Annotated in this window: 22 protein-coding genes and 1 tRNA gene; 12 read left to right on the top strand and 11 right to left on the bottom strand. The window is 60.4% G+C overall.

Going from position 1 to position 20,705, the window contains the following annotated elements; genetic code table 11:
- Window positions 1-10: 10 nt before the first annotated feature.
- Together cysE and ACIQUH_RS20740 are read left to right on the top strand one after the other, a co-directional pair.
- Window positions 11-835 carry a serine O-acetyltransferase gene (gene cysE / locus ACIQUH_RS20735; RefSeq protein WP_400818422.1) on the top strand — a complete coding sequence of 275 codons (825 nt, stop codon included), beginning with the start codon at window positions 11-13 and terminating at the stop codon, window positions 833-835.
- Between the two features lie 141 nt (window positions 836-976).
- A complete protein-coding gene (locus tag ACIQUH_RS20740; protein WP_003502851.1) occupies window positions 977-1,180 on the top strand; it encodes a DUF3126 family protein in 204 nt (67 codons plus the stop codon).
- Between the two features lie 55 nt (window positions 1,181-1,235).
- Here ACIQUH_RS20740 and ACIQUH_RS20745 read toward each other — a convergent pair whose 3' ends face one another.
- Window positions 1,236-2,630 (bottom strand): cytochrome P450, encoded by a 1,395-nt coding sequence (locus ACIQUH_RS20745; protein WP_400818426.1) that lies wholly within the window; start codon window positions 2,628-2,630, stop codon window positions 1,236-1,238.
- Between the two features lie 114 nt (window positions 2,631-2,744).
- Between ACIQUH_RS20745 and ACIQUH_RS20750 the strand changes: the two genes are divergently transcribed.
- Window positions 2,745-3,407 (top strand): TetR/AcrR family transcriptional regulator, encoded by a 663-nt coding sequence (locus ACIQUH_RS20750; protein ID WP_400818428.1) that lies wholly within the window; start codon window positions 2,745-2,747, stop codon window positions 3,405-3,407.
- An 89-nt stretch (window positions 3,408-3,496) separates the two neighbouring features.
- On the opposite strand, the gene fdhA is transcribed toward ACIQUH_RS20750, so the two are convergent.
- On the bottom strand, window positions 3,497-4,687 hold the full coding sequence (gene fdhA / locus ACIQUH_RS20755; RefSeq protein WP_400818430.1) for a formaldehyde dehydrogenase, glutathione-independent: 1,191 nt from the start codon (window positions 4,685-4,687) through the stop codon (window positions 3,497-3,499).
- A gap of 161 nt (window positions 4,688-4,848) precedes the next feature.
- The gene (locus ACIQUH_RS20760; protein WP_400818433.1) at window positions 4,849-5,721 is read right to left on the bottom strand and encodes an ATP-binding protein; all 873 of its coding nucleotides are present in this window, start codon (window positions 5,719-5,721) and stop codon (window positions 4,849-4,851) included.
- Window positions 5,722-5,927: 206 nt separating this feature from the next.
- Here ACIQUH_RS20760 and yajC point away from each other — a divergent pair, with 206 nt between their 5' ends.
- The 5 genes from yajC to ACIQUH_RS20785 all read left to right on the top strand — a co-directional run bounded on the left by yajC (window position 5,928) and on the right by ACIQUH_RS20785 (window position 10,796).
- Window positions 5,928-6,275, top strand: a complete 348-nt coding sequence (gene yajC, locus ACIQUH_RS20765; protein WP_003524964.1) for a preprotein translocase subunit YajC — start codon at window positions 5,928-5,930, stop codon at window positions 6,273-6,275.
- An 82-nt stretch (window positions 6,276-6,357) separates the two neighbouring features.
- Window positions 6,358-8,931, top strand: coding sequence for a protein translocase subunit SecDF (secDF, locus tag ACIQUH_RS20770; RefSeq protein WP_400818436.1), 2,574 nt, complete (start codon window positions 6,358-6,360; stop codon window positions 8,929-8,931).
- The gene (locus tag ACIQUH_RS20775) at window positions 8,931-9,323 is read left to right on the top strand and encodes an Mth938-like domain-containing protein (RefSeq protein ID WP_400818439.1); all 393 of its coding nucleotides are present in this window, start codon (window positions 8,931-8,933) and stop codon (window positions 9,321-9,323) included. Before secDF ends, ACIQUH_RS20775 begins: the two co-directional genes overlap by 1 nt.
- A gap of 23 nt (window positions 9,324-9,346) precedes the next feature.
- Window positions 9,347-10,192 carry a phytoene/squalene synthase family protein gene (locus ACIQUH_RS20780; protein ID WP_400818442.1) on the top strand — a complete coding sequence of 282 codons (846 nt, stop codon included), beginning with the start codon at window positions 9,347-9,349 and terminating at the stop codon, window positions 10,190-10,192.
- Between the two features lie 145 nt (window positions 10,193-10,337).
- Window positions 10,338-10,796 carry a hypothetical protein gene (locus tag ACIQUH_RS20785; protein ID WP_400818445.1) on the top strand — a complete coding sequence of 153 codons (459 nt, stop codon included), beginning with the start codon at window positions 10,338-10,340 and terminating at the stop codon, window positions 10,794-10,796.
- A gap of 20 nt (window positions 10,797-10,816) precedes the next feature.
- Here ACIQUH_RS20785 and ACIQUH_RS20790 read toward each other — a convergent pair whose 3' ends face one another.
- The 3 genes from ACIQUH_RS20790 to lipB all read right to left on the bottom strand — a co-directional run bounded on the left by ACIQUH_RS20790 (window position 10,817) and on the right by lipB (window position 13,705).
- Window positions 10,817-11,767 carry a DMT family transporter gene (locus tag ACIQUH_RS20790; RefSeq protein WP_400818448.1) on the bottom strand — a complete coding sequence of 317 codons (951 nt, stop codon included), beginning with the start codon at window positions 11,765-11,767 and terminating at the stop codon, window positions 10,817-10,819.
- A gap of 72 nt (window positions 11,768-11,839) precedes the next feature.
- On the bottom strand, window positions 11,840-12,907 hold the full coding sequence (locus tag ACIQUH_RS20795; protein ID WP_400818451.1) for an NAD(P)-dependent alcohol dehydrogenase: 1,068 nt from the start codon (window positions 12,905-12,907) through the stop codon (window positions 11,840-11,842).
- A 66-nt stretch (window positions 12,908-12,973) separates the two neighbouring features.
- Window positions 12,974-13,705, bottom strand: coding sequence for a lipoyl(octanoyl) transferase LipB (gene lipB / locus ACIQUH_RS20800; protein WP_400818454.1), 732 nt, complete (start codon window positions 13,703-13,705; stop codon window positions 12,974-12,976).
- A 189-nt stretch (window positions 13,706-13,894) separates the two neighbouring features.
- On the opposite strand from lipB, the gene ACIQUH_RS20805 reads away from it, so the two are divergent.
- A tRNA-Leu gene (locus tag ACIQUH_RS20805) sits at window positions 13,895-13,979 on the top strand.
- Window positions 13,980-14,177: 198 nt separating this feature from the next.
- On the opposite strand, the gene ACIQUH_RS20810 is transcribed toward ACIQUH_RS20805, so the two are convergent.
- Window positions 14,178-14,339 (bottom strand): hypothetical protein, encoded by a 162-nt coding sequence (locus tag ACIQUH_RS20810; protein WP_078053104.1) that lies wholly within the window; start codon window positions 14,337-14,339, stop codon window positions 14,178-14,180.
- 197 nt (window positions 14,340-14,536) lie between these two features.
- Between ACIQUH_RS20810 and ACIQUH_RS20815 the strand changes: the two genes are divergently transcribed.
- Complete coding sequence (locus tag ACIQUH_RS20815; RefSeq protein WP_400818459.1) at window positions 14,537-14,962, top strand: PAS domain-containing protein; 426 nt, start codon at window positions 14,537-14,539, stop codon at window positions 14,960-14,962.
- 75 nt (window positions 14,963-15,037) lie between these two features.
- On the opposite strand, the gene ACIQUH_RS20820 is transcribed toward ACIQUH_RS20815, so the two are convergent.
- Window positions 15,038-15,205, bottom strand: coding sequence for a Thivi_2564 family membrane protein (locus ACIQUH_RS20820; protein WP_003502827.1), 168 nt, complete (start codon window positions 15,203-15,205; stop codon window positions 15,038-15,040).
- Between the two features lie 111 nt (window positions 15,206-15,316).
- On the opposite strand from ACIQUH_RS20820, the gene ACIQUH_RS20825 reads away from it, so the two are divergent.
- A complete protein-coding gene (locus ACIQUH_RS20825; protein WP_400818461.1) occupies window positions 15,317-15,742 on the top strand; it encodes an OsmC family protein in 426 nt (141 codons plus the stop codon).
- A 3-nt stretch (window positions 15,743-15,745) separates the two neighbouring features.
- Here the strand turns inward: ACIQUH_RS20825 and ACIQUH_RS20830 are convergent, their stop codons facing one another.
- From ACIQUH_RS20830 to ACIQUH_RS20840, 3 genes are read right to left on the bottom strand one after another with little or no spacing between them, the layout of a single operon-like run.
- Complete coding sequence (locus tag ACIQUH_RS20830) at window positions 15,746-16,240, bottom strand: peptide deformylase (RefSeq protein ID WP_400818464.1); 495 nt, start codon at window positions 16,238-16,240, stop codon at window positions 15,746-15,748.
- A gap of 17 nt (window positions 16,241-16,257) precedes the next feature.
- Window positions 16,258-16,560, bottom strand: a complete 303-nt coding sequence (locus ACIQUH_RS20835; protein ID WP_400818466.1) for a hypothetical protein — start codon at window positions 16,558-16,560, stop codon at window positions 16,258-16,260.
- Window positions 16,560-18,860 (bottom strand): FdhF/YdeP family oxidoreductase, encoded by a 2,301-nt coding sequence (locus tag ACIQUH_RS20840; RefSeq protein WP_400818469.1) that lies wholly within the window; start codon window positions 18,858-18,860, stop codon window positions 16,560-16,562. Before ACIQUH_RS20840 ends, ACIQUH_RS20835 begins: the two co-directional genes overlap by 1 nt.
- Window positions 18,861-19,254: 394 nt before the next feature.
- On the opposite strand from ACIQUH_RS20840, the gene mgtE reads away from it, so the two are divergent.
- A complete protein-coding gene (gene mgtE / locus ACIQUH_RS20845) occupies window positions 19,255-20,682 on the top strand; it encodes a magnesium transporter (RefSeq protein WP_400818472.1) in 1,428 nt (475 codons plus the stop codon).
- Window positions 20,683-20,705: the final 23 nt, after the last annotated feature.

Raw genomic sequence — 20,705 nt, forward strand, 5'->3', positions numbered from 1 at the left:
GAGACCATTCATGGTCGCACGTACCGAGGCCCGTCAGCCTGAACAGCTGGCGATCGTCGATCCCATCTGGGGTAGCCTGCTCAATGAAGCCCGTAGTGCGGCGGCACAGGATCCGCTGCTTTCGGCCTTCCTTTATTCGACGATCCTCAATCACCGGTCCCTCGAAGACTGTGTGATCTACCGTATCTGTGAACTCCTCGATCATCCCGACATGCAGGCCGTGCTTCTGCGCCAGACCTTCCAGGACATGCTGGATGACTGGCCGGAATGGGGAAGCGTGCTGCGCGTCGACATTCAGGCCGTTTACGACCGCGACCCCGCCTGCACGCGCTTCATGGAGCCGCTGCTCTATTTCAAGGGGTTTCAGGCGATCCAGACCCACAGGCTCGCTCACTGGCTGCTGCAGAAGGGCCGCAAGGATTTTGCATTTTATCTGCAAAGCCGTTCCTCGAGCATCTTCCAGACCGATATCAATCCGGCCGCGCGCATCGGCAAGGGCATCTTCCTTGACCATGCGACCGGGCTTGTGGTCGGCGAGACGGCTGTCATCGGCGACAACGTTTCCATTCTCCACGGGGTGACGCTTGGCGGCACCGGCAAGGAGGGGTCGGACCGTCACCCGAAGATCGCCAATGGCGTGATGATCGGCGCGGGTGCAAAAATCCTCGGCAATATCGAGATCGGCAGCTGCTCGCGCATTGCCGCCGGTTCCGTGGTGCTGAAGCCGGTTCCGCCGAAGACAACGGTTGCCGGCGTGCCGGCGCGTGTGGTGGGAGAAGCAGGGTGTTCCGAACCCTCGCGCCTGATGGACCAGCTCATCGGAGCCGATATCTGACCGGGCCGTTTGTGCTCAGACGGGTTCGGCATTTTCACGGTCGTCCGTGTGGAAGACACGGATGACTTGCCGCTTTCACTTTACTTTGGCCTTTGTCCCATGCCAAAAGCGGGCCAACGCGAACCGCACAGGAGAATAGTGGTGAAAGCCGACGAAATCAAAAAACTCGACGCCTATTTCAAGCGCACCTTCAACGAGAAGATGATCGTCAAGGCGCGCCCGCGCAAGGATGATTCCGCCGAAGTGTATCTGGGCGAAGAGTTTCTCGGCGTCGTCTACATCGATGACGAGGACGGCGACCGTTCCTACAACTTCTCCATGGCAATCCTCGACGTCGATCTCTGATCGTCACCATCCGGTGACGGATGGAGTTTTGCATTAAAGCACTCGCCCGTGGCGGTTACGCCGCGGGCGATTTGTTTTGTCGCGGGGTGATCTGCATCATCAGCCGCTCCCGCGGTCGCAATGTCACCCGCATCAGCGGTTCCGCGGATGCCGTGTTTCTGTTTTCGAGGTGGATCGTCTGCAGGATGACGGCAAGGATCGCCACGGCCTCCATCATGGCAAAAGCATTGCCGATGCAAACGCGCGGTCCGGCGCCGAAGGGCATATAGGCATAGCGATGGCGTGCCTTCACCTTTTCAGCTTCGAAGCGGGACGGGTCGAAGCGGTCGGGCTCATCCCACAGGGCCGTGTGGCGGTGCAAGGCGTAGATCGGCACATAGAGAACGGTTCCGGCCGCAATATCGTGTTCGCCAAGCCTGAAGTCCTGCAGCGCGGTGCGGGTGATGACGGGGGCAGGCGGGTAAAGCCGCATCGCCTCCGAAAACACCTGCCTGATATAGCCAAGGCTGGCGATATGTTCCGCCGCAACCGGCTTGCCGGCGGTGACGGTCTCGATTTCCTCGATGATCTTTCGTTCCACGTCCCGGTTTTGCGAGAGAAGGTGAAATGTCCAGGCAAGGCCGAGCGCGGTCGTTTCATGGCCGGCGGTGATGAAGGTCAGCAGATTGTCGATGATATCAGTGTCGTTCATCATCCGGCCGGTTTCCGGGTCTTTCGCTTCCAGAAGCATGGAGACGAGATCGGCTCTGTCGACCGGGTTTTTCCTTCGCCCGGCTATCACCGTCGCAAGGCTGGCGCGCAGATAATCCACCGAGGCCCGGGCCTTGCGCCGGCCCGGATGCGGCAGCCATTCCGGGGCGCCCAGCATGGCGAGCGCGAAGGTCCATCCGGTCGGCTTGAGATAGTCGGTAATGCTTTGCTCCACGCGGCCGATATCGATGCCATAGCCGCCGGACATCATGGTTTCGACGATGATGTCAAAGGTGGTGCGCATCATTTCATGGCCGATATCGATGTCGGCGACGGGTGAAGACAGCCAGCGCCTTTGCGTGCGCTGTGCCGTCTCGATCATGACCGGCAGCAATTCCAGCAGCTTTTCATGGCGGAAGGCGGCGGCGACGGATTGTCTTTGCCATTTCCAATGATCGCCATCGGCGGTGAGAAGGCCCTGGCCGAGAGCGGGACCAAGCGCCCGGCGCACATCCTCACCTTTTCCAAGCAAGGGGGCATTCTTCACCAGAGCCTCGTGGATCAGCACGGGATCGGCAAGATGGACGCGCATGATGCCGCCAAGGCGGTTGAAGACCGCCGGCTCGCTGAATATCTCCGGCGGCAACGCCTTCAACGGATTACGGATCAGCGAGAATGCGAGGCGGGCCGTGGCGAGCTTGGATAGGGATTGCGGTCCGCTCGTATCGATGGACGGGGTGCGAAGGCCGGTTTCGGTCATCTGCTGGTCCTTTATGCCCGTTGAACAATGACAAGCTGCTGTTAAGGTGTGTACCTTATTTTGGATAATTTAAGGTGTGCACCTTAAATTTCAATAGCGGATACGGTTTCAATAATGAGCGACGATACGAAACGATTGGCGCGATCACGGTCTTCCACGCGCGACAGGATAGTGGACGCCGCTCTCGATCTCTTCAACGGGCGGGGGCCAGACCGTGTGACGACTGCGGAAATCGCCGAAGCGGTGACGATCAACGAGGGCAATCTCTATTACCATTTCCGTACCAAGGAAGTGCTGGTTCTTGCTCTTTTTGCGCGTTTCGAGGCCGATGCACTGGCTCTGGTCGCGACTATCGATGGGGCGGACGAGGGGGCTGCGGAGACCTATGCCGGCTTTCTGCGACAATGGTTCTCACTGGTCTGGAATTACCGTTTTCTGTTTCGTGATCTGGTGGGCCTGATGGCGCTCGCGCCGGGGCTGGTGGAGCCGGTCAGGACGATAAGCGCGGCAATGCGGCTTGCCGTCGGCGATATCGTCGGGCGAATGCAGAAGGCGGGGCTCATCTCCATTCCAGAAGGCGAGCGTGACGCGGTTTTGACCAATCTCTGGATCGTCGCGACCTATTGGGCCGCCTATCTCAATCTGCAGGAAGGCGTCAGCGAATTCGGACCGCAACAATTGCAGTGGGGCTTGCGGCAGGTTTCCAGCCTGTTCAGGCCTTATCTTTCTGCGGAAGCGATCGCTGCACTCGATGCGCTCGCCGAGAGTGAAGCCTGATATCTCATGCCGGAGACATGAATGCTACATAAAACGCCCGCGACGATCTTGCCGCGGGCGCGTTCGTGTCTTGCGGGAATTGCCGGTTGTCAGGCGGCCTTCAGCAGATCGCCATGCGGATCGAGGACGAACTTGGTTGCCGCACCCTGATCGAAGCTTTCATAGCCCTCTACGGCATCGTCAAGCGCGATGATCTTGGCGTTGACGATATCGGCAATCGGCAGGCGGTCGTGCAGGATCGCCTGCATCAGCTGGCGGTTGTATTTCAGCACCGGTGTCTGGCCGGTGTGGAAGGATTGCGCCTTGGCCCAGCCAAGACCGAAACGCAGCGACAGGCTGCCCTGTTTTGCCGCAGCATCGACAGCGCCCGGATCTTCGGTGACATAAAGGCCGGGAATGCCGATGGAGCCGGCGGCGCGGGTGATTTCCATCATCTGGTTGAGAACGATGGCCGGCTGTTCGCCGCCCGCATGGCCGCGCGCTTCAAAGCCGACGGCGTCGATGGCGCTGTCCACCTCGTTGGTGCCGACGATCTGCGCGATCATGTCGCCCAGCCGGTCGCCCTTGGACAGATCGACGGGTTCGAAACCGACTTTGGCCGCATGGGCAAGACGATCCTTGTTGAAATCGCCGATCATGACGACGGCAGCGCCCAGAATGCGGGCGGAGGCGGCAGCGGCAAGACCGACCGGGCCGGCGCCCGCGACATAGACCGTGGAGCCGACGCCGACGCCCGCCTTGACGGCGCCATGGAAGCCGGTCGGCAGAATGTCGGATAGCATGGTGAGGTCGCGGATCTTCGACATCGCCTTGTCGCGGTCGGGGAATTTCAGAAGGTTGAAGTCGGCATAGGGGATGGTGACATAACGGGCCTGTCCGCCGATCCAGCCGCCCATGTCGACATAACCGTAAGCGCCGCCGGCGCGTGACGGGTTCACCGTCAGGCAGACGCCGGTATCCTGCGACTTGCAGCAGCGGCAACGGCCGCAGGCCACGTTGAACGGCACGGAGACGATATCGCCGATGTCCAGCATCTCGACGTCGACGCCTTTTTCGATGACTTCGCCGGTGATTTCATGGCCGAGAACAAGACCCGGCATCGCCGTGGTGCGGCCACGCACCATATGCTGGTCGGAGCCGCAGATATTCGTGGAAATCACCTTGAGAATGACGCCGTGCTCGATGCGGCGGCCATCCGGGGCCTCAAGCTTGGGGTCGTCGATGTCGCGGACTTCGACCTGACCCGGCCGCATGTAAACGACGCCTCTGTTCCTGCTCATATCCATCTCCTCCATGGGTTGAACACCGCACCTGTCCGCTCCTCCGCAGACAGGTGACTCCATGGGTGCAGCAAACCATGTGAGGGGAGATGTGGCGTTCGGGAATACGACACGCGGTGTGGTCGTAACGACACCGCGGGTCGCCCGATGTCACGGTGGCGTTATCTGTCGAGCGGTTTTCTCAGACGGCCGGCGGCGTCCTGAATATATTGCCACGCGACGCGGCCCGAGCGGCCGCCGCGCGTGGTCGCCCATTCCAGCGCTTCGCGGTGCAGGGTCTCGCGGTCCAGCCCCAGATCGAAATGGGCGGCATAGCTGTCGATCATCGTCAGATAATCTTCCTGACCACATTTGTGGAAGCCGAGCCACAGTCCGAAACGATCCGAAAGCGAGACTTTTTCCTCAACCGCTTCCGAAGGGTTGATGGCGGTGGACTGCTCGTTTTCCATCATGTGGCGTGGCAGAAGATGGCGGCGGTTGGAGGTCGCATAAAAGAGGACGTTGTCCGGCCGGCCCTCGATGCCGCCGTCAAGCGCCGCCTTCAGCGATTTATAGGCGGTGTCGTCATGGTCGAAGGAGAGGTCGTCGCAGAAGACGATGACGCGGTGGCCTGATGCCTTCAATATGTCGAGCAAGGCGGGCAGGGTGTGGATGTCCTCGCGGTGCACTTCCACCAGTTTCAGGGAAACGCCGCTTGCGGCGCGCACATCTTCGTGAACGGCCTTGACCAGCGAGGATTTGCCCATGCCGCGCGCACCCCACAGAAGCACGTTATTGGCGGCAAAACCTTCCGCGAAACGCAGCGTGTTCTCGTGGAGAATGTCGCGGACATGGTCGACGCCACGGATCAGCTTCAGTGCGATGCGGTTGGGGCGGGCAACCGGCTGGATAAACGAGTTGGCTGGCACCCAGACGAAACAATCGGCCGCATTCCAGTCGTTTACGGCGGGCGCCGGACCGGCCAGACGTTCCACGGCAATGGTGAGCCGGCGCAGTTCTGAAAGAAGCAGGGAGGCCGTTTCTTCTCGAATCATGGTGTTTCTTCCGCTTGTCTGGTGTTCAAAACTCTGTTTTGCGCCCGGCCTAGCATGGTGTTTCAGGCCCATAAAGGTTAAGAGGTCCGGAATCGGTACGGCAAGGGCCCTGCATCTGTTGCAATCCCGGCGTTCCCCACTATATTCCGGCGGCTTGAAAGCTGGGGCGGCATCCAAGGTCGTGCCGTAATTCTGAGGAGTTTTATATGTTCATTAGTCAAGCTTTTGCCCAGGACGCAGCGGGCGGCGCATCGGCCTTCGGTTCCGGCCTTGAAATGCTTTTCCTGTTTGCTCCGCTCATGGTGGTCTGGTACTTTTTCCTTATCCGCCCGCAGCGCGCGCAGATGAAGAAGCGCCAGGAGACGCTGACCAACATTCGCCGTGGCGATCAGGTCGTTCTTGGCGGCGGCATCGTCGGCAAGGTGACCAAGGTCATCGATGACAATGAACTCGAAGTCGAAATCGCCGAAGGCGTGAAAATCCGTGCCGCCCGTGCCTACATTGCCGAAGTGCGTGTGAAGGGCGAAGTGGTCAAGACGGAAGCCGCTTCCTGATCCTGCCGGATTACCGAATGCCCGATTGCGAATTTTGACGGGTTGCGCGGCTGGCGCGACCCCAACCCTGACCGAGATCGAAATGCTTCATTTTTCCCGTTGGAAAACAGTCTTCATCTGGCTGCTTGTGCTGGCAAGCGTCTTCATCGCCTCTCCCAACCTGTTTACGGACAAACAGCTGGAGGGCATGCCTGCCTGGTACAAGGACAACAAGGTAACGCTCGGTCTCGACCTTCAGGGCGGTTCGCACATCATGCTCAAGATCGAGCGTTCCGACATCGTCAAGGAACGGCTTGAAACAATCGTGGGTGATGTGCGCACGCAGCTTCGCGACGCCAACATCCGCTATTCGGGGCTCACCGGCAACGGCCAGCAGATTCAGGTCCGCATCAGCGATCCCGCTCAGGTGGAAGCAGCCAAGACCGCACTTCGCGATCTGACGCAGCCGGTGTCCGCCGGCACGCTGGTCGGCGGCTCCATCACCGAAGTGACGATGAATGACGGCGGCGACAATCTGCTCAGGCTCAACCTGACGGATGAAGGCATCGATTACCGCCTGTCGTCCGCCGTTTCGCAGTCCATTGAAGTCGTGCGCCGCCGTGTTGACGAAGTCGGCACCACCGAGCCGCTCATCCAGCGTCAGGGTTCGGACCGCATCATCGTGCAGGTGCCGGGTCTTCAGGATCCACAGCGCCTGAAATCGCTTTTGAACCAGACGGCAAAGCTCTCCTTCCGCATGGTCGACACCACCATGCCGGTGCAGGAGGCGATGAACGGCCGTCCGCCCGCGACGTCGGAAGTTCTCTATTCGCAGGACGATCCGCCGGTTCCCTATCTGGTGGAACGCCGCGCGCTCGTTTCCGGCGACAATCTCGTCGACGCACAGGCAAGCTTCAACCAGCAGACCAACGAACCCGTCGTCACCTTCCGCTTCGACAGCCGCGGCGCGCAGCGCTTCGCGCAGGCGACGCAGCAGAATGTCGGCAAGCCCTTCGCCATCGTGCTCGACAACCAGGTCATCTCCGCGCCTGTCATCCGTGAGCCGATCATCGGCGGTTCGGGGCAGATTTCCGGTAATTTCTCGGTGCAGGGCGCAAACGACCTAGCGGTCCTGCTGCGCGCCGGTGCATTGCCGGCCACGCTGACCGTGGTTGAAGAACGCACCGTCGGCCCGAGCCTCGGTAACGACTCCATCACCGCCGGCCTGACGGCAAGCGCCATCGGCGCCGTCGGCGTCCTCATCTTCATGTTTGTCTTTTATGGCTTCTTCGGCCTGCTGGCGAATATCGCCCTTGTGGTCAACGTCGTCATGCTGCTGGCCGTTCTCAGTGTGATCGGATCGACGCTGACATTGCCCGGTATTGCCGGTATCGTGCTGACAATCGGCATGGCGGTGGATTCCAACGTTCTGATCTATGAGCGCATACGCGAGGAGGTGAAGAGCGGCAAACCGCTGATCCAGTCCCTGGATAACGGCTTCACCCGTGCCTTTGCGACCATCATCGACGCGAACCTGACGACGCTGATCGTGGCGAGCGTGCTGTTCTACATGGGCACCGGCCCGGTCAAGGGCTTCGCCGTCACGCTGGCTGTCGGTATCATCACCACCGTCTTCACCGCCTATACGCTGACAGCGTGGATGTTCGGCTATTGGGTTCGCCGCAGCCGTCCGAAACACCTGCCGAAGGGTGTCCGCACCGCCATGTTCGATGGTCGCGACATTCCCTTCATGCGTTATCGCCGCGTGGTGTTCATGATCACCGGCGCGATCATGCTCGCCTGTATCGGCGGTTTCATCGGCAAGGGCCTGAACCTCGGCATCGACTTCCAGGGCGGCTCGGTCATCGAAGTGCGCGCCAAGCAGGGCGAGGCCGATCTCGCCGATATTCGCGATCGCCTGAACCAGCTCAATCTCGGTGAAATCCAGGCGCAGAACTTCGGTACGCCGCAGGATGTTCTCATCCGTATCCAGGCGCAGGACGGCGGCGAAAATGCCGAGCAGTCCGCCATCACCATGGTGCGCGGCGAGCTTGAGGACAAATACGACTTCCGCCGTGTGGAAGTTGTCGGTCCGGCGGTTTCGGGTGACCTGACCTATACCTCCACGATCGGCATCCTGCTCGCCATGACCGCGATCATGGTCTACATCTGGGTTCGCTTCGAGTGGCAGTTCGCGCTCGGTGCGGTCATCTCCATGGTGCATGACGTGGTCTTTACCATCGGCCTCTTCGTCTTCCTGGGGCTTGAATTCAACCTCACCAGTATCGCGGCGATCCTGACGATCATCGGTTATTCGCTGAACGATACGGTGGTCATCTATGACCGTATCCGCGAAAACCTCAGGCGTTATAAAAAGATGCCGCTGTCGATGATTATCGACGTGTCGCTGAACCAGACCCTGTCGCGTACGATCCTTACCGGTCTGACCGTGCTTCTGGCGCTGCTTGCGCTCTACCTCTTCGGTGGCGAGGTTATCCGCTCCTTCACCTTTGCGATGCTGTTCGGTGTCGGTATCGGCGTGTTCTCGTCGCTCTACATCGCCGCACCGGTGCTGATCGCCTTCAAGCTGCGTCCAGACAGCAAGGATGCGGAAGATGAGAAGGACGACAAGAAAGAAAACAATACCGGCGCCATTGGCGGCAAGCCTGCCGTCTGATGGCCGGCGGGATCGAAATACGCCCGGCCCATTTTCCTGGCCGGGCGCCCATCGATGCCTATGGCAATGGCGGGTTCCGTTTTGCCGACATGTCGCATCGCGGTTCGCTTCTGCTCCTGCCTTCGGGCATTTACGGGTGGGAGCCTGTCGATGCGAAGGAACTGACCGTCGGACATTTCGAAAAGGTTCTGGCGGAAGCGCAGGATATCGAAGTGCTGCTGATCGGGACGGGCGACGGCATGCGGGTCCTGCCGAAGGAATTGCGCGCCGCCTTCAAGGAGGCGGGTATTTCGGTCGACCCGATGGGCACGGGTGCCGCCGTGCGCACCTATAATATCATGCTGTCGGAATCGCGTGCCGTGGCCGCGGCGCTGATTGCCGTTGAAGGCTGACAGGACGTTTCGCGCGGGGAACCATGGCACCCACAGAAAATCTCGACGTCTGCCTCGCGACGCTGCGCGATACCGATCGCGACCGCTATCTCGCCTGTCTTCTGTCGCCTGCCGAAAAGCGTAATGCCCTTGCGGCGCTATATGCCTTCAATGCCGAAATCGCACGCATCCGCGATTCCGTGCGCGAGGCGCTGCCCGGCGAGGTGCGCATGCAATGGTGGCGCGATCTTCTTGACGGCAATCCGCACGGCGACAGCCAGTCCCACCCGGTCGCTGCCGCGCTTTTGACGACGGTCGAGCACTATCGCCTGCCGCGGCCGGTGCTGGCCAATATGATCGAGGCGCGCATCTTCGATCTCTATGACGACCTGTTCGAGGATCGCAATGCGCTGGAAGGCTATGCCGGAGAGACCGCATCCGCATTGATCCAGCTCGCAAGTCTCGTGCTTTCCGCCGAGGACGCAGCGTCCAGCGCGGAGGCGGCAGGTCACGCGGGCGTGGCGCAGGCGATGGCCGGCATGTTGCTGCTCATGCCGCTGCACCGGCGTCGCGGGCAGGTCTATATTCCCGCCGACATGCTGGCTGCGGCCGGGCTCGATCGCGAGACCTTTCTTGAAGGGCAGGACAGGCAGCGCATCGGCATCGCCATCGAGATTTTTGCGGCCCATGCGCTGGATCATATCGAGAAGGCAAGACGCGCGAAGATTTCGAAAAATCTCTTTGCTGCCTATCTTCCCGTCGCCCTGTCCGGCCCGGTCATCGCTGCCGCCAGAAAGGCGGGGAGCGGCGTATTCGACGGCGACCTGCAGCTGTCGCAGCTTCGCCGGCAATGGCTGCTGGCAAAGGCTTCCTTCCTCAAGCGTTTCTGATTGCGGGCGTGGCGTAGCGCGGCGAAACGATGTCGATCCCGCAGAGCCACACTTCACACAAGCCTCGGTCTATATGAACCTGAGCCGGGTTCGCATCGTTTCGATTCGCGAATCGTGATGTTTCGATGCTGAGGGAGCGTCCCGGATGAGTATTGCGATCTGGATTATCGTTTTCGTGCTGCTTTCGGTCTTCGCTGTTTATGCCTGGCGCATGTCGCGGGCGACGGATGAGGATAACAGTCATGATGTGGGGCAGGCGATCATGGATTTCGCCCGCGCCTTTCCCAACGAGGCGATCAGAAGTCTGCATATGACGGCGGATGGCGGCGCGGCCTTCGTGCGGCTGCATGACAATAAGGCCGGCTTCATGCGCAATATGGGGTCGCATTATGTGTGCGTGATGATCGATCCCGAGCGCATCCGGGTCGAGAGTCTGGAAAGCGGTGACGGTTTCGTCGTCACCTTTTTCGACATGCCGAAATATAGCGGCTCATACCGGTTCAAATCGGCCGGAGAGGCGGCCGAGGTTTCTCTCTGGCTGCTCGGCAGTCTGGTGGAGGCGCAGGAGCATCACGACGAAGGGCCGCTGCCCCCGGATAGCTGAGCGACGCCTGGTCTTAGCCGTCACTGTCCGTCAAGCGGCGGGTTCGCACCGGTGTGCTGGCGTTCGCGCCAGATGATGAACAGGCCCGATGCGACGATGATGAGAATGCCGAGCCATTTCGACGGCGTTGGGAAATCGGAAAACAGCGCATAACCTAGGATCGTCGCCGAGATGATCTCGAAATACTGGAAAGGCGCCAGCAGAGAGAGCGGTGCCAGCCGGAAGGCCCTGACGATCAGCAGATGCATGTAGCCGGATATCGATCCCAGCAGGATCAGCAGGGTGAGGGCAAAGCCGGATTGCGGCAGCGAGACGGCAAAATCCTTATCGCCCAGCGCATCGCCGGCGAAAAGTGCGGCCCCCATGAATACGGTCCCCGCAATGCCGGACATGGTCTGCATGACCAGCGGACTGTCGGCATCGCCGATGGCGCGGTTCAGGAACAGGTAGAGCGTATAAAGAAAGGCGCAGGCGACCGGCAGAAGCGATGTCCAGCCGAAGATTTCGAAACTGGGCTGAATGACGATCAGCGCGCCGCCGAAGCCGACCGCGATCGCCGTCCAGCGCTTCCAGCCGACCCTGTCGCCGAGGAAGAGGGCCGACATCATCGTCAGCATGAAAGGCTCGACGAAATAGATCGCGAAGACGTCCGCAAGAGGCATGTATTTGACGGCAGCGAAGAACATCAGGCTGGCCGAGGCGTGCAACACGCCGCGCAGGCAGTTCATCCATGGCCGTTTGGCGCTGAACAGCGCCCTGGGTGACACCACCAGCAGCAGCGGCAGGGTGCAGAGCACCTGGAAAAAGAATCGATAGAACGTCACCTGCGCCGGCGACATGCCGCCGCTGACCGCCATGTATTTGGCGATCGCATCCATGACCGGCAGCACCAGCATGCAACCCGCCATGATGGTCATGCCCTTGGCGATATCGTTGAAACCGGTCTGGCTGGTCGTGGATCGGGGAGTCATGGGTGAGGCTGCGCTTTCGACCAAAGGTCCAATAAGAGAGGGGACGCCCCAAAAGGTCGCCCCCTTTCGGGATCAGGCGGCCTTCTGGCGCGGCAGGCTCTTCATATCAATGACGAAGCGATAACGCACATCGCTTTTTATCATGCGTTCATAAGCGTCGTTGATCTGATCGATGTCGATCATTTCGATTTCGGCGGCGATGCCTTTTTCGGCGCAGAAATCCAGCATTTCCTGCGTCTCGGGAATGCCGCCGATCATCGAGCCGGCAAAGGTCTTGCGGCCGGGGATGAGGCTGAAGGCCAGCACCGAGAGCGGCTTTTCCGGCGCACCCACCTGTACCAGCGCGCCGTCACGTTTCAGCAGCGCCAGATAGGCGTTGATGTCGTGATCCGCAGCCACGGCATCGATGATGAGATCGAGGCTGGCGGTGGCCTTCTTCATCTGCTCGGCGTCGCGGGAAACGATCACCTCGTGGGCGCCGAGTTTCTTCGCATCTTCCGCCTTGCCGGGCGAGGTGGTGATCATCACCACGGTTGCGCCCATGGCATTGGCGAGCTTGACGGCCATATGGCCAAGGCCGCCGAGACCGACGACGCCGACGCGCTTGCCGGGCCCGGCATTCCAGTGGCGCAGCGGCGAATAGGTGGTGATGCCAGCGCAGAGCAGGGGGGCGGCGGCAGCCGGATCGAGGCCTTCGGGAATGGTGAGGACGTAACGGTCGTCCACCACCACATGGGCGGAGTAACCGCCAAGCGTATGCGCACCGCCGCCCATGGCCTTGTCGGGCGAATTATAGGTGCCGGTCATGCCGTTTTCGCAATATTGCTCCAGCCCCTCGGCGCAGCTTGCGCATTCCCGGCAGCTATCGACGATACAGCCGACGCCGACGCGGTCGCCCGCCTTGAACCGGGTGACCTGAGAACCCACCCGTCCGACGCGGCCGATGATTTCGTGGCCGGGAACGCAGGGGTAGAGGGAGCCCGGCCATTCGCTGCGGGCGGTGTGGATATCGGAGTGGCAGACGCCACAGAATTCGATCTCGATTTCGACATCGCGCGGGCCGGGGTCGCGACGCTTGATCGTCGCGAGCTTCATCGGCGAAGAGCCGTCATCGCAGGCATAGGCGGACGTTGTGAACATGATCGTTCCTCCTCTTGTGGTGATCGATGCTGGAAACACCGGCCTGCGGCAAAGGTTGCGGTGGGATCAGCCGCTCGCGCCGGTTTCGGGCACTGCGTCGCCAAACACCTCCTCAAAGGCCTCGCGCAGCAGAACGTCGACATCGCCGATCATAACCGGCAATCCAAGATCGACAAGGCTGGTGACGCCATAGGCGCTGATGCCGCAGGGAACGATGCCGGTAAAATGCGAAAGGTCTGGATCGACATTGATCGACAGGCCGTGGAAGCTCACCCATTTGCGCAAACGGATGCCGAGTGCGGCGATCTTGTCCTCGGCCATGCCGCCATCGGGAAGCAGCGGCTTTTCCGGCCGCCGGACCCAGACGCCGACGCGGTCCTCACGCCGCTCGCCACGCACATTCATCTTGTCGAGCGTGCGGATGATGACATCCTCCAGCGCTGCCACATAGGCGCGGACATCCTGCCGGCGGCGTTTCAGGTCGAGCATGACATAGACGACCCGTTGGCCCGGGCCATGATAGGTGTATTCGCCGCCGCGACCCGTGGCGAAGACGGGAAAACGATCCGGCTCGATAAGGTCGGCGGCATCGGCGCTGGTGCCGGCGGTATAGAGCGGCGGATGTTCCAGAAGCCACACGAGTTCGTCGGCCTCACCGCTGGCAATGGCGGCGACTTCGCGCTCCATGTCCTCAATCGCCTGCTCATAGGGGACGAGACCTTCCGAGATTCGCCAGCGAACGGGCGGCGAACCGGCGGCGGGGAACATATTTGTCTCGATATCGGTGCGTGTGAGCATGAAAAAGTCCTTTCCACAGCCTTCTCGCAAAATGGCGAGACGGCCGCAACCCCAGCATTTCCGGGCTTCCTGCATATAGGATGGTGCAGTGCGATTTTTAATTTCAAAAAACTGTCACGACGCTCTTGTGCACCGAAAATCCTTTTGCTACATGCACCCCCGTCGGCGCAAGTCGACGCCTACCACGATGCGGTCGTGGCGGAATTGGTAGACGCGCAGCGTTGAGGTCGCTGTGGGGCAACCCGTGGAAGTTCGAGTCTTCTCGACCGCACCAAAGAAACCCGCTTCGGCGGGTTTTTTCTTTTTTAGCCAGTCGTTTAGCTTGCTCTGTGTTTTTCTGTCCCGGCTTCGTTCGACCGTCTTGGATGTAGCCTGGGCCACGTCGATCTGCTTTATCCCGCAGCCAGAGCGCCACAAATTGAGGGCGGCAAATTATCGATCTGCCGCCGTTCGGATCAATGGGCGAGGTGGACTAGCGTCGGTTGCGCTGCCCGTCACCGACACGGTAGGGGTCACCATCCATGACCTGATCCATTCGCCACTCGTTTCCACGATAGGGACTATGCCACGTCTGGCACCCGGCCAGAAAGACGGTTGCGGTCAGCAATCCGAAAGTGAGGGCGGCTCGCACCATGTTGAACTCCTTCGATATGTCATCACAAGCCATGTAGGCGCAGGCAGGCGATTTTGCGATGCCTCTTCGGAATTTATCGTCCGTTTCGGAACCCCATCTCGATTCGGTCATCAAGAAATTTCGGTGGATATCGATGCACGCTGCAGTAGCCGTGTCGTTCCCCCTACAAAAACGAGGGGTGGAATATTAGAGGTCTGATGTTAGCTTTTGTCAGGAAAATATGTCTGGGGGTTTTCGTGCTGGGGGACAAAACTGATTCAGACAATGCGCTTGGCTATTACATGTGGAGCATTTCCGACAACAGGCTGATCATGGATGCGATCACTGCGGAATGTCATGGGTTTTCGGAGCCGGTTGCGTCACGCGGGGTGACGATCGAGGCGATTCTCGAAAGAATCGATGTCGAGATGCGCGATCAGGTGGCGCAGGCCATTTTTGAGAGCATTACCACCGGCGTGTTTTTCGACCAGCGTTACAAGGTCAATCTGCCGGATGGGTCGGACCGGTGGATCGTGGCGAAGGGCAGGGCGATTTTTGATGCCGACAATACGCCGTTTCTGGGCATTGGCAGCGTTCGGGATATCACCCTGAAAAAAACCTATCAGTTCGAACCTCGGCAATAGCGAGCGGGCGGGTGAAAGCCGCGCATAAAAGAGGCGGCTTTCGCCGCCTTTTTTCGTCTGCACTGTGCGGGGACATCAGAAGACGGCAAGATATTTCAGCAGTGAAATAATGCCGATGATGATGACGATCACCTGCGCGATCTGTTTCGCACCGCCGCCGACCGGCAGTCGCGCGATAAGCCACAAGACGAGCACAATCACCAGGAAGGTGATCAGAATGCTGACGAGCGTAGATGTAACCATATGTCCCAGCTCCCTTTTCAATCAATACTCAACGGTCGTTCACCGTTGCGTGAGTAAAAGCGCGAGGCTAATTTTGGTTCCATCGGGTGAAATCGCGGTGTGAGGTCGGGCATGAATCAGTTCAGGATTAAGAAGCGGCCGACGGGGGCTGTCGTCACGCTTGGCCGTCTCGGGCATCCCGATGTCGTCACCGCCACCGGAGGCGCCCTGACGGTGGTGACGGCGGCCTCGGAGCCGGGTTTCAATCCGCTCGATCTTCTTTATTCGTCGCTGGCGGCCTGCCTGGCGCTTAGCGCCCGGATTGCGGCGAGCCGCATGGGCGTGCTCGACCGGTTCGAAAAGGTTACGGTGCACGTCTCAGGCGAAAAGGCTGAGGAGGAGCCGTCGCGGATCGTTCGTTTCGATGTCCGGATCGAGATAAAGGGGGATTTCGATGAGGCCACGCGCAGCGCCATCGCCCATATGGCGGAAGATATCTGTACCGTCAGCAATACGCTGAAGGGCGATGCGGAATTTGCGCTGTCGATATCAGGCTGACCATCAGGACTTTCGGGATTTTTCCCATTTTTTTACCAGCCGGTCGCGCTTGAGCTTCGAGAGACGCTTCAGCCAGAAAATGCCGTCCAGCTGGTCGATCTCGTGCTGGATGCAGATGGCGTGAAATCCCTCGGCGGTCTGCCGGTGTTCGCCGCCGTATATGTCCTGAAATCTCACCTCGATCCCGGAAGGCCGCTCCACCTCTTCGGTAAAGCCCGGCATCGAGACGCTGCCCTCCATATGCCGCATGGTCTGTGCGGATTGGCTGACGATCTCAGGATTGACGTAGGTGAGGATGGTTCCCGGTGTCAGCTCAAGCACGAAGACACGTTGTCTTATGCCGATATGGGCGGCGGTGATGCCGACGCCGGGCGCGGCGCGCATCGTGTCGACCAGATTGCTCACCAGCTCCTGCAATTGCCCGTCGAAAGCCGTGACCGGCGCGCAGATTTCGGAGAGGCCGGGATGAGGGTAGGGCAGGATCGGCCTGATTGCCAAGGAATGCTCCGTTCGTTTCAAATCCGCAGGGACGCCGCCGCAAGGGCCTGTCCTTCTTCGGTTGCCTCCAGAAAGCTGCGCTGGGTGCGGGCATCGCGTTTTACCACCCGCACGAAACGCGGCGACAGGGCAGTGATTTCGCGCAGAATGAGGGCGTGTGCAAGCCCCAGCCGGTTGGCGATGCTGCGGCTGTCAGCGGCGATGTTCAGATGAACCGAAAGAAGGATAGCCGCGCCCGTGGCGGTCAACGCCCCTGAGGAGCTTTCCTGAACCCGATCCACCGCCGCCATGAACGCCGCAGCGGATTGCTCCTCTTCCATCAGGAGGCATCCGGGCGCAGGCGAACGGAGACGAGCACCGATTTCGATGTCGGCGTGAAGCTGCCTTCGCCATAGCTCGACAGCGGCACCAGCACGTTCAGTTCCGGATAATAACCGCCGACGCTGCCCTGCGGGATATTATAGGGCACCAGCCGAAAATTCTTTGCGATGCGTTCCACGCCGTCGCCATATTCGCCGATGACATCGACGCGTTGGCGGGAATGGGCGCCGAGCGCTTCCATGTCTTTCGGGTTCATGAAGATGACGTGGCGCTCGCCATAGACGCCGCGATAGCGGTCATCCATGCCGTAGATCGTGGTGTTGTACTGATCATGGCTGCGGAAGGTCTGCAATACGAACAGGTCATCGCGCGTGAGCGCCTCCTGGTGTTCGGTCTGCTCGGGCAGCGGACCGCTATAGAAGGTGGCCTTTTTCGCCGGCGTGTTCCATTCCCGTTCGGCCGCCGCATTGCGCAGATGAAAACCGCGTGGCACGCGGACGCGTTCGTTGAAATTTTCGAAACCGGGAATGACCCGCTCGATCATGTCGCGGATGAGGTCGTAATCATCGGCAAGCGCCTTCCAGTCGACATGCGCATTGCCAAGCGTCGCTTCGGCGATGCCGGCGACGATGGCGATTTCCGAGCGAAGCTCATCGGACGCTGGCGGATTGATGCCGCCGGAACCGTGCACCATGCTCATGGAATCTTCCACCGTAACGATCTGCGACCGGCCGGCCGAATTGCGGTCGATTTCCGTTCGGCCGAGGCAGGGCAGCACGAATGAGGTTTCGCCCGGCACCAGATGCGAATGGTTGAGCTTGGTGGCGATGTTGACGGTCAGCTTCTGCTTTTCGAAGGCCTTGACGATCAGCGGGCTGTCGGGCGTCGCGCGCATGAAATTGCCGCCGAGCGCGATGAAGGTCTCCGCCTTGCCGTCCAGCATGGCGGCGACGGCTTCGACGGTATTGTGGCCGGGCTTGCGCGGCATGGGGACGCCGAGTTCCTTTTCCAGCGCGTCGAGAAGTGCGGGCGGGGCTTTTTCGTCGATACCGACGGTGCGGTCGCCCTGCACGTTGGAATGGCCGCGCACCGGGCAGAGGCCGGCGCCGGGACGGCCGATATTGCCGCGCAGCAGCATGAAATTGGTGATTTCGCGAACGATGATGACCGAATGCCTGTGCTGGGTGACACCCATGGCCCAGGTGGCGATGACCGAACCGGCATTCATGTAGATCCGGGCGGCTTCTTCGATCTCCGCGCGGGTGAGGCCGGACTGGTCGAGAATGCTTTCCCAGCTCGTCGCGTCGACGGCGGCGCGGTAGGCCTCGAACTCCGCCGCATGTTCGGCGATGAAGTCGTAATCGATGATGGCGGGTTCACCCGCCGCCCTTGCTGCATCGTCGGCGGCGAAGACCGCCTTGCTCATGCCGCGCACGGCCGCCATGTCGCCGCCCTGGCGCGGCTGGTAATAATTGGTGGCGATGCGGGTGCTGCCGCCGGTAATCATCTCCATCTTGTCCTGCGGGTCGGCAAAGCGCTCCAGACCTTTTTCGCGGATGGGGTTGAAGACGGCGATGCGGGCGCCGCGAAGGGCGGCGCGGCGCAGGTCGCCCAGCATGCGGGGATGGTTGGTGCCGGGATTTTGCCCGATGACAAAAATGGCGTCCGTCTGCTCGAAATCCTCAAGCAGCACGGTGCCCTTGCCGACGCCGATCGAAGCCTTCAGGCCGACGCCGCTCGCTTCATGGCACATGTTGGAACAGTCGGGGAAATTATTGGTGCCGTAGAGCCTCACCATCAACTGATAGAGGAAGGCCGCCTCGTTGGAGGCGCGGCCGGAAGTATAGAACTCCGCCCGATCAGGACTGTCGAGGCTCTTGAGGATACGGCCGATTTCGGCGAAGGCATCGTCCCAGGAGACGGGCAGATATTTGTCGCTCGCCCGGTCATAACGCATGGGATGGGTGAGGCGGCCCTGTTTCTCCAGATCGTAGTCGGACCAGCCGCGCAGTTCCGAGACGGTGCGGCTGGCGAAGAAATCCGGCGGCACCCGCGCCTCCGTCGCTTCCCATGACACCGCCTTGACGCCGTTTTCGCAAAACTCGAAAGAGGAACCGTGTTCCGGGTCGCCCCAGGCGCAGCCCGGGCAGTCGAATCCATCCGGCTGGTTGGTCTTCAAAAGCGTGCGGGCGCCGGAAATCGGTGCGCCGGATTCGAGAAGGCGTTTGCCGACGCTTTTGAGTGCGCCCCAGCCGCCTGCGGCGGTCGATGCCTTGCCAATGAAGTCCGTCTTGCTCATGGTCCTGATTCCCGGAATCTGTCTTCTCGTGCCCGCCTGTCGGCGTTTGCCGTTTGTCAAATGCCTATCCAGAAGCGCCGTTACACGCTGCCTGTCAATGTCTTAATTGTGCATTGCGGCGAAACCTTTGTTCGCCCGTTCGACATTTGAAACGGGAACGGCGTAAAGGGGGTGGGCGTTGTCGCAAAACAAGCTGCAAAGCTTGGCTAAACATGCCTATAGCCGCTGGCCGAGGTGAAGCCTTGCGAACAGGAAGAGGAATGTTGAATGGATTTTTCGCCGCAGCCGGAGAGCTTGTTTATTTGCCGCTATCCGGTTGTTGACAATAAACCTTTTAACGCCATTCTGCCTGCGCATCCGTGCACTGCGGCATTTGAATACAAGGGGACGCCAGATGACAGACCGTGACGACGATCCTGTCGCGCCCGAGGACATGAAGCCAACGGAAGCGCCCTCCGATATTTATGCAGAAGACGGGTCCGTCCGCTCGGATTTTCTGACGATGGTGGGTGCGGCGATCGCTGACCGCGATCTGCTTTTCCTGCGCAAGAATGTGGCGCGGCTGCACGAATCCGAACTCGGCGACCTGCTGGAATCCATCCTGCCTGAACAGCGCCATGCGCTGGTGCGCCTTCTCGGTTCCGATTTCGACATGACGGCGCTGACCGAGGTGGATGAGGGCATCCGCCTCGATATCGTCGACCAGATGTCGAATGAGCAGATTGCCGCCGGTATCGGCGAGCTGGATTCCGACGACGCCGTCTATATTCTCGAGGACCTCGACGACGAGGACCGCGAGGATATTCTTTCGCAATTGCCGTTCACCGAACGTGTGCGGCTGATGCGGGCTCTGGATTATCCGGAAAGTTCGGCCGGCCGGCGTATGCAGACGGAATTCGTCGCGGTGCCGCCGTTCTGGACCGTGGGGCAGACCATCGATTATCTGCGTGAGGAGGAGGAGTTGCCTGACTCCTTCACGCAGATATTCGTCATCGATCCCACCTTCAAGCTGGTCGGTGCGCTCGATCTCGACAAGGTGCTGCGCGCCAAGCGTCAGGTGAAGATCGAAACGATCATGCACGAGACCAACCATTCCATTCCGGCCGAGATGGACCAGGAAGAGGCCGCGCAGCTTTTCGAGCAATATGACCTTCTCTCCGCGGCCGTGGTCGACGACAACGGCCGGCTGGTGGGCGTACTGACCATCGATGACGTCGTCGACGTCATTCAGGAAGAGGCCGAAGAGGATCTGCTGCGCCTTGGGGGCGTGGGTGACGAAGAACTGTCGGACTCAATCGCCAGCACGTCCCGTTCACGCGTGCCCTGGCTTGCGGTCAATCTCATCACCGCCTTTCTCTCCGCCTCCGTCATCAGCCTGTTCGATGCGACGATCCAGCAGATTGTCGCGCTGGCGATCCTGATGCCGGCGGTGGCCGGCATGGGCGGCAATGCCGGATCGCAGACCATGACCGTGTCGGTGCGCGCGCTCGCCACCAAAAGTCTCGACATTCACAATGCCGCCCGCATCATCCGGCGTGAGGCGGGCGTGGGTATCCTGAACGGCATGCTGTTCGGTTGCGCCATCGGCATCGTCGCCGGTCTCTGGTTTCAGGATATCCATATCGGCGGCATCATCGCCACGGCCATGTGTCTGAACATGCTGGCGGCGGCGCTGGCGGGCATTCTCATTCCGCTGGTGCTCGACAAGTTCGGAGCGGACCCGGCGGTCTCCTCGGCGGTCTTCGTCACGGCGGTCACCGATATTGTCGGCTTTTTCGCCTTTCTCGGGATCGCGACCTGGTGGTACGGTATTTCCGGATAGGAATTGGGCAAAAATTGACTTTT

This window comes from Agrobacterium sp. NPDC090283, assembly GCF_044769685.1.
Classification (GTDB): Bacteria; Pseudomonadota; Alphaproteobacteria; order Rhizobiales; family Rhizobiaceae; genus Agrobacterium.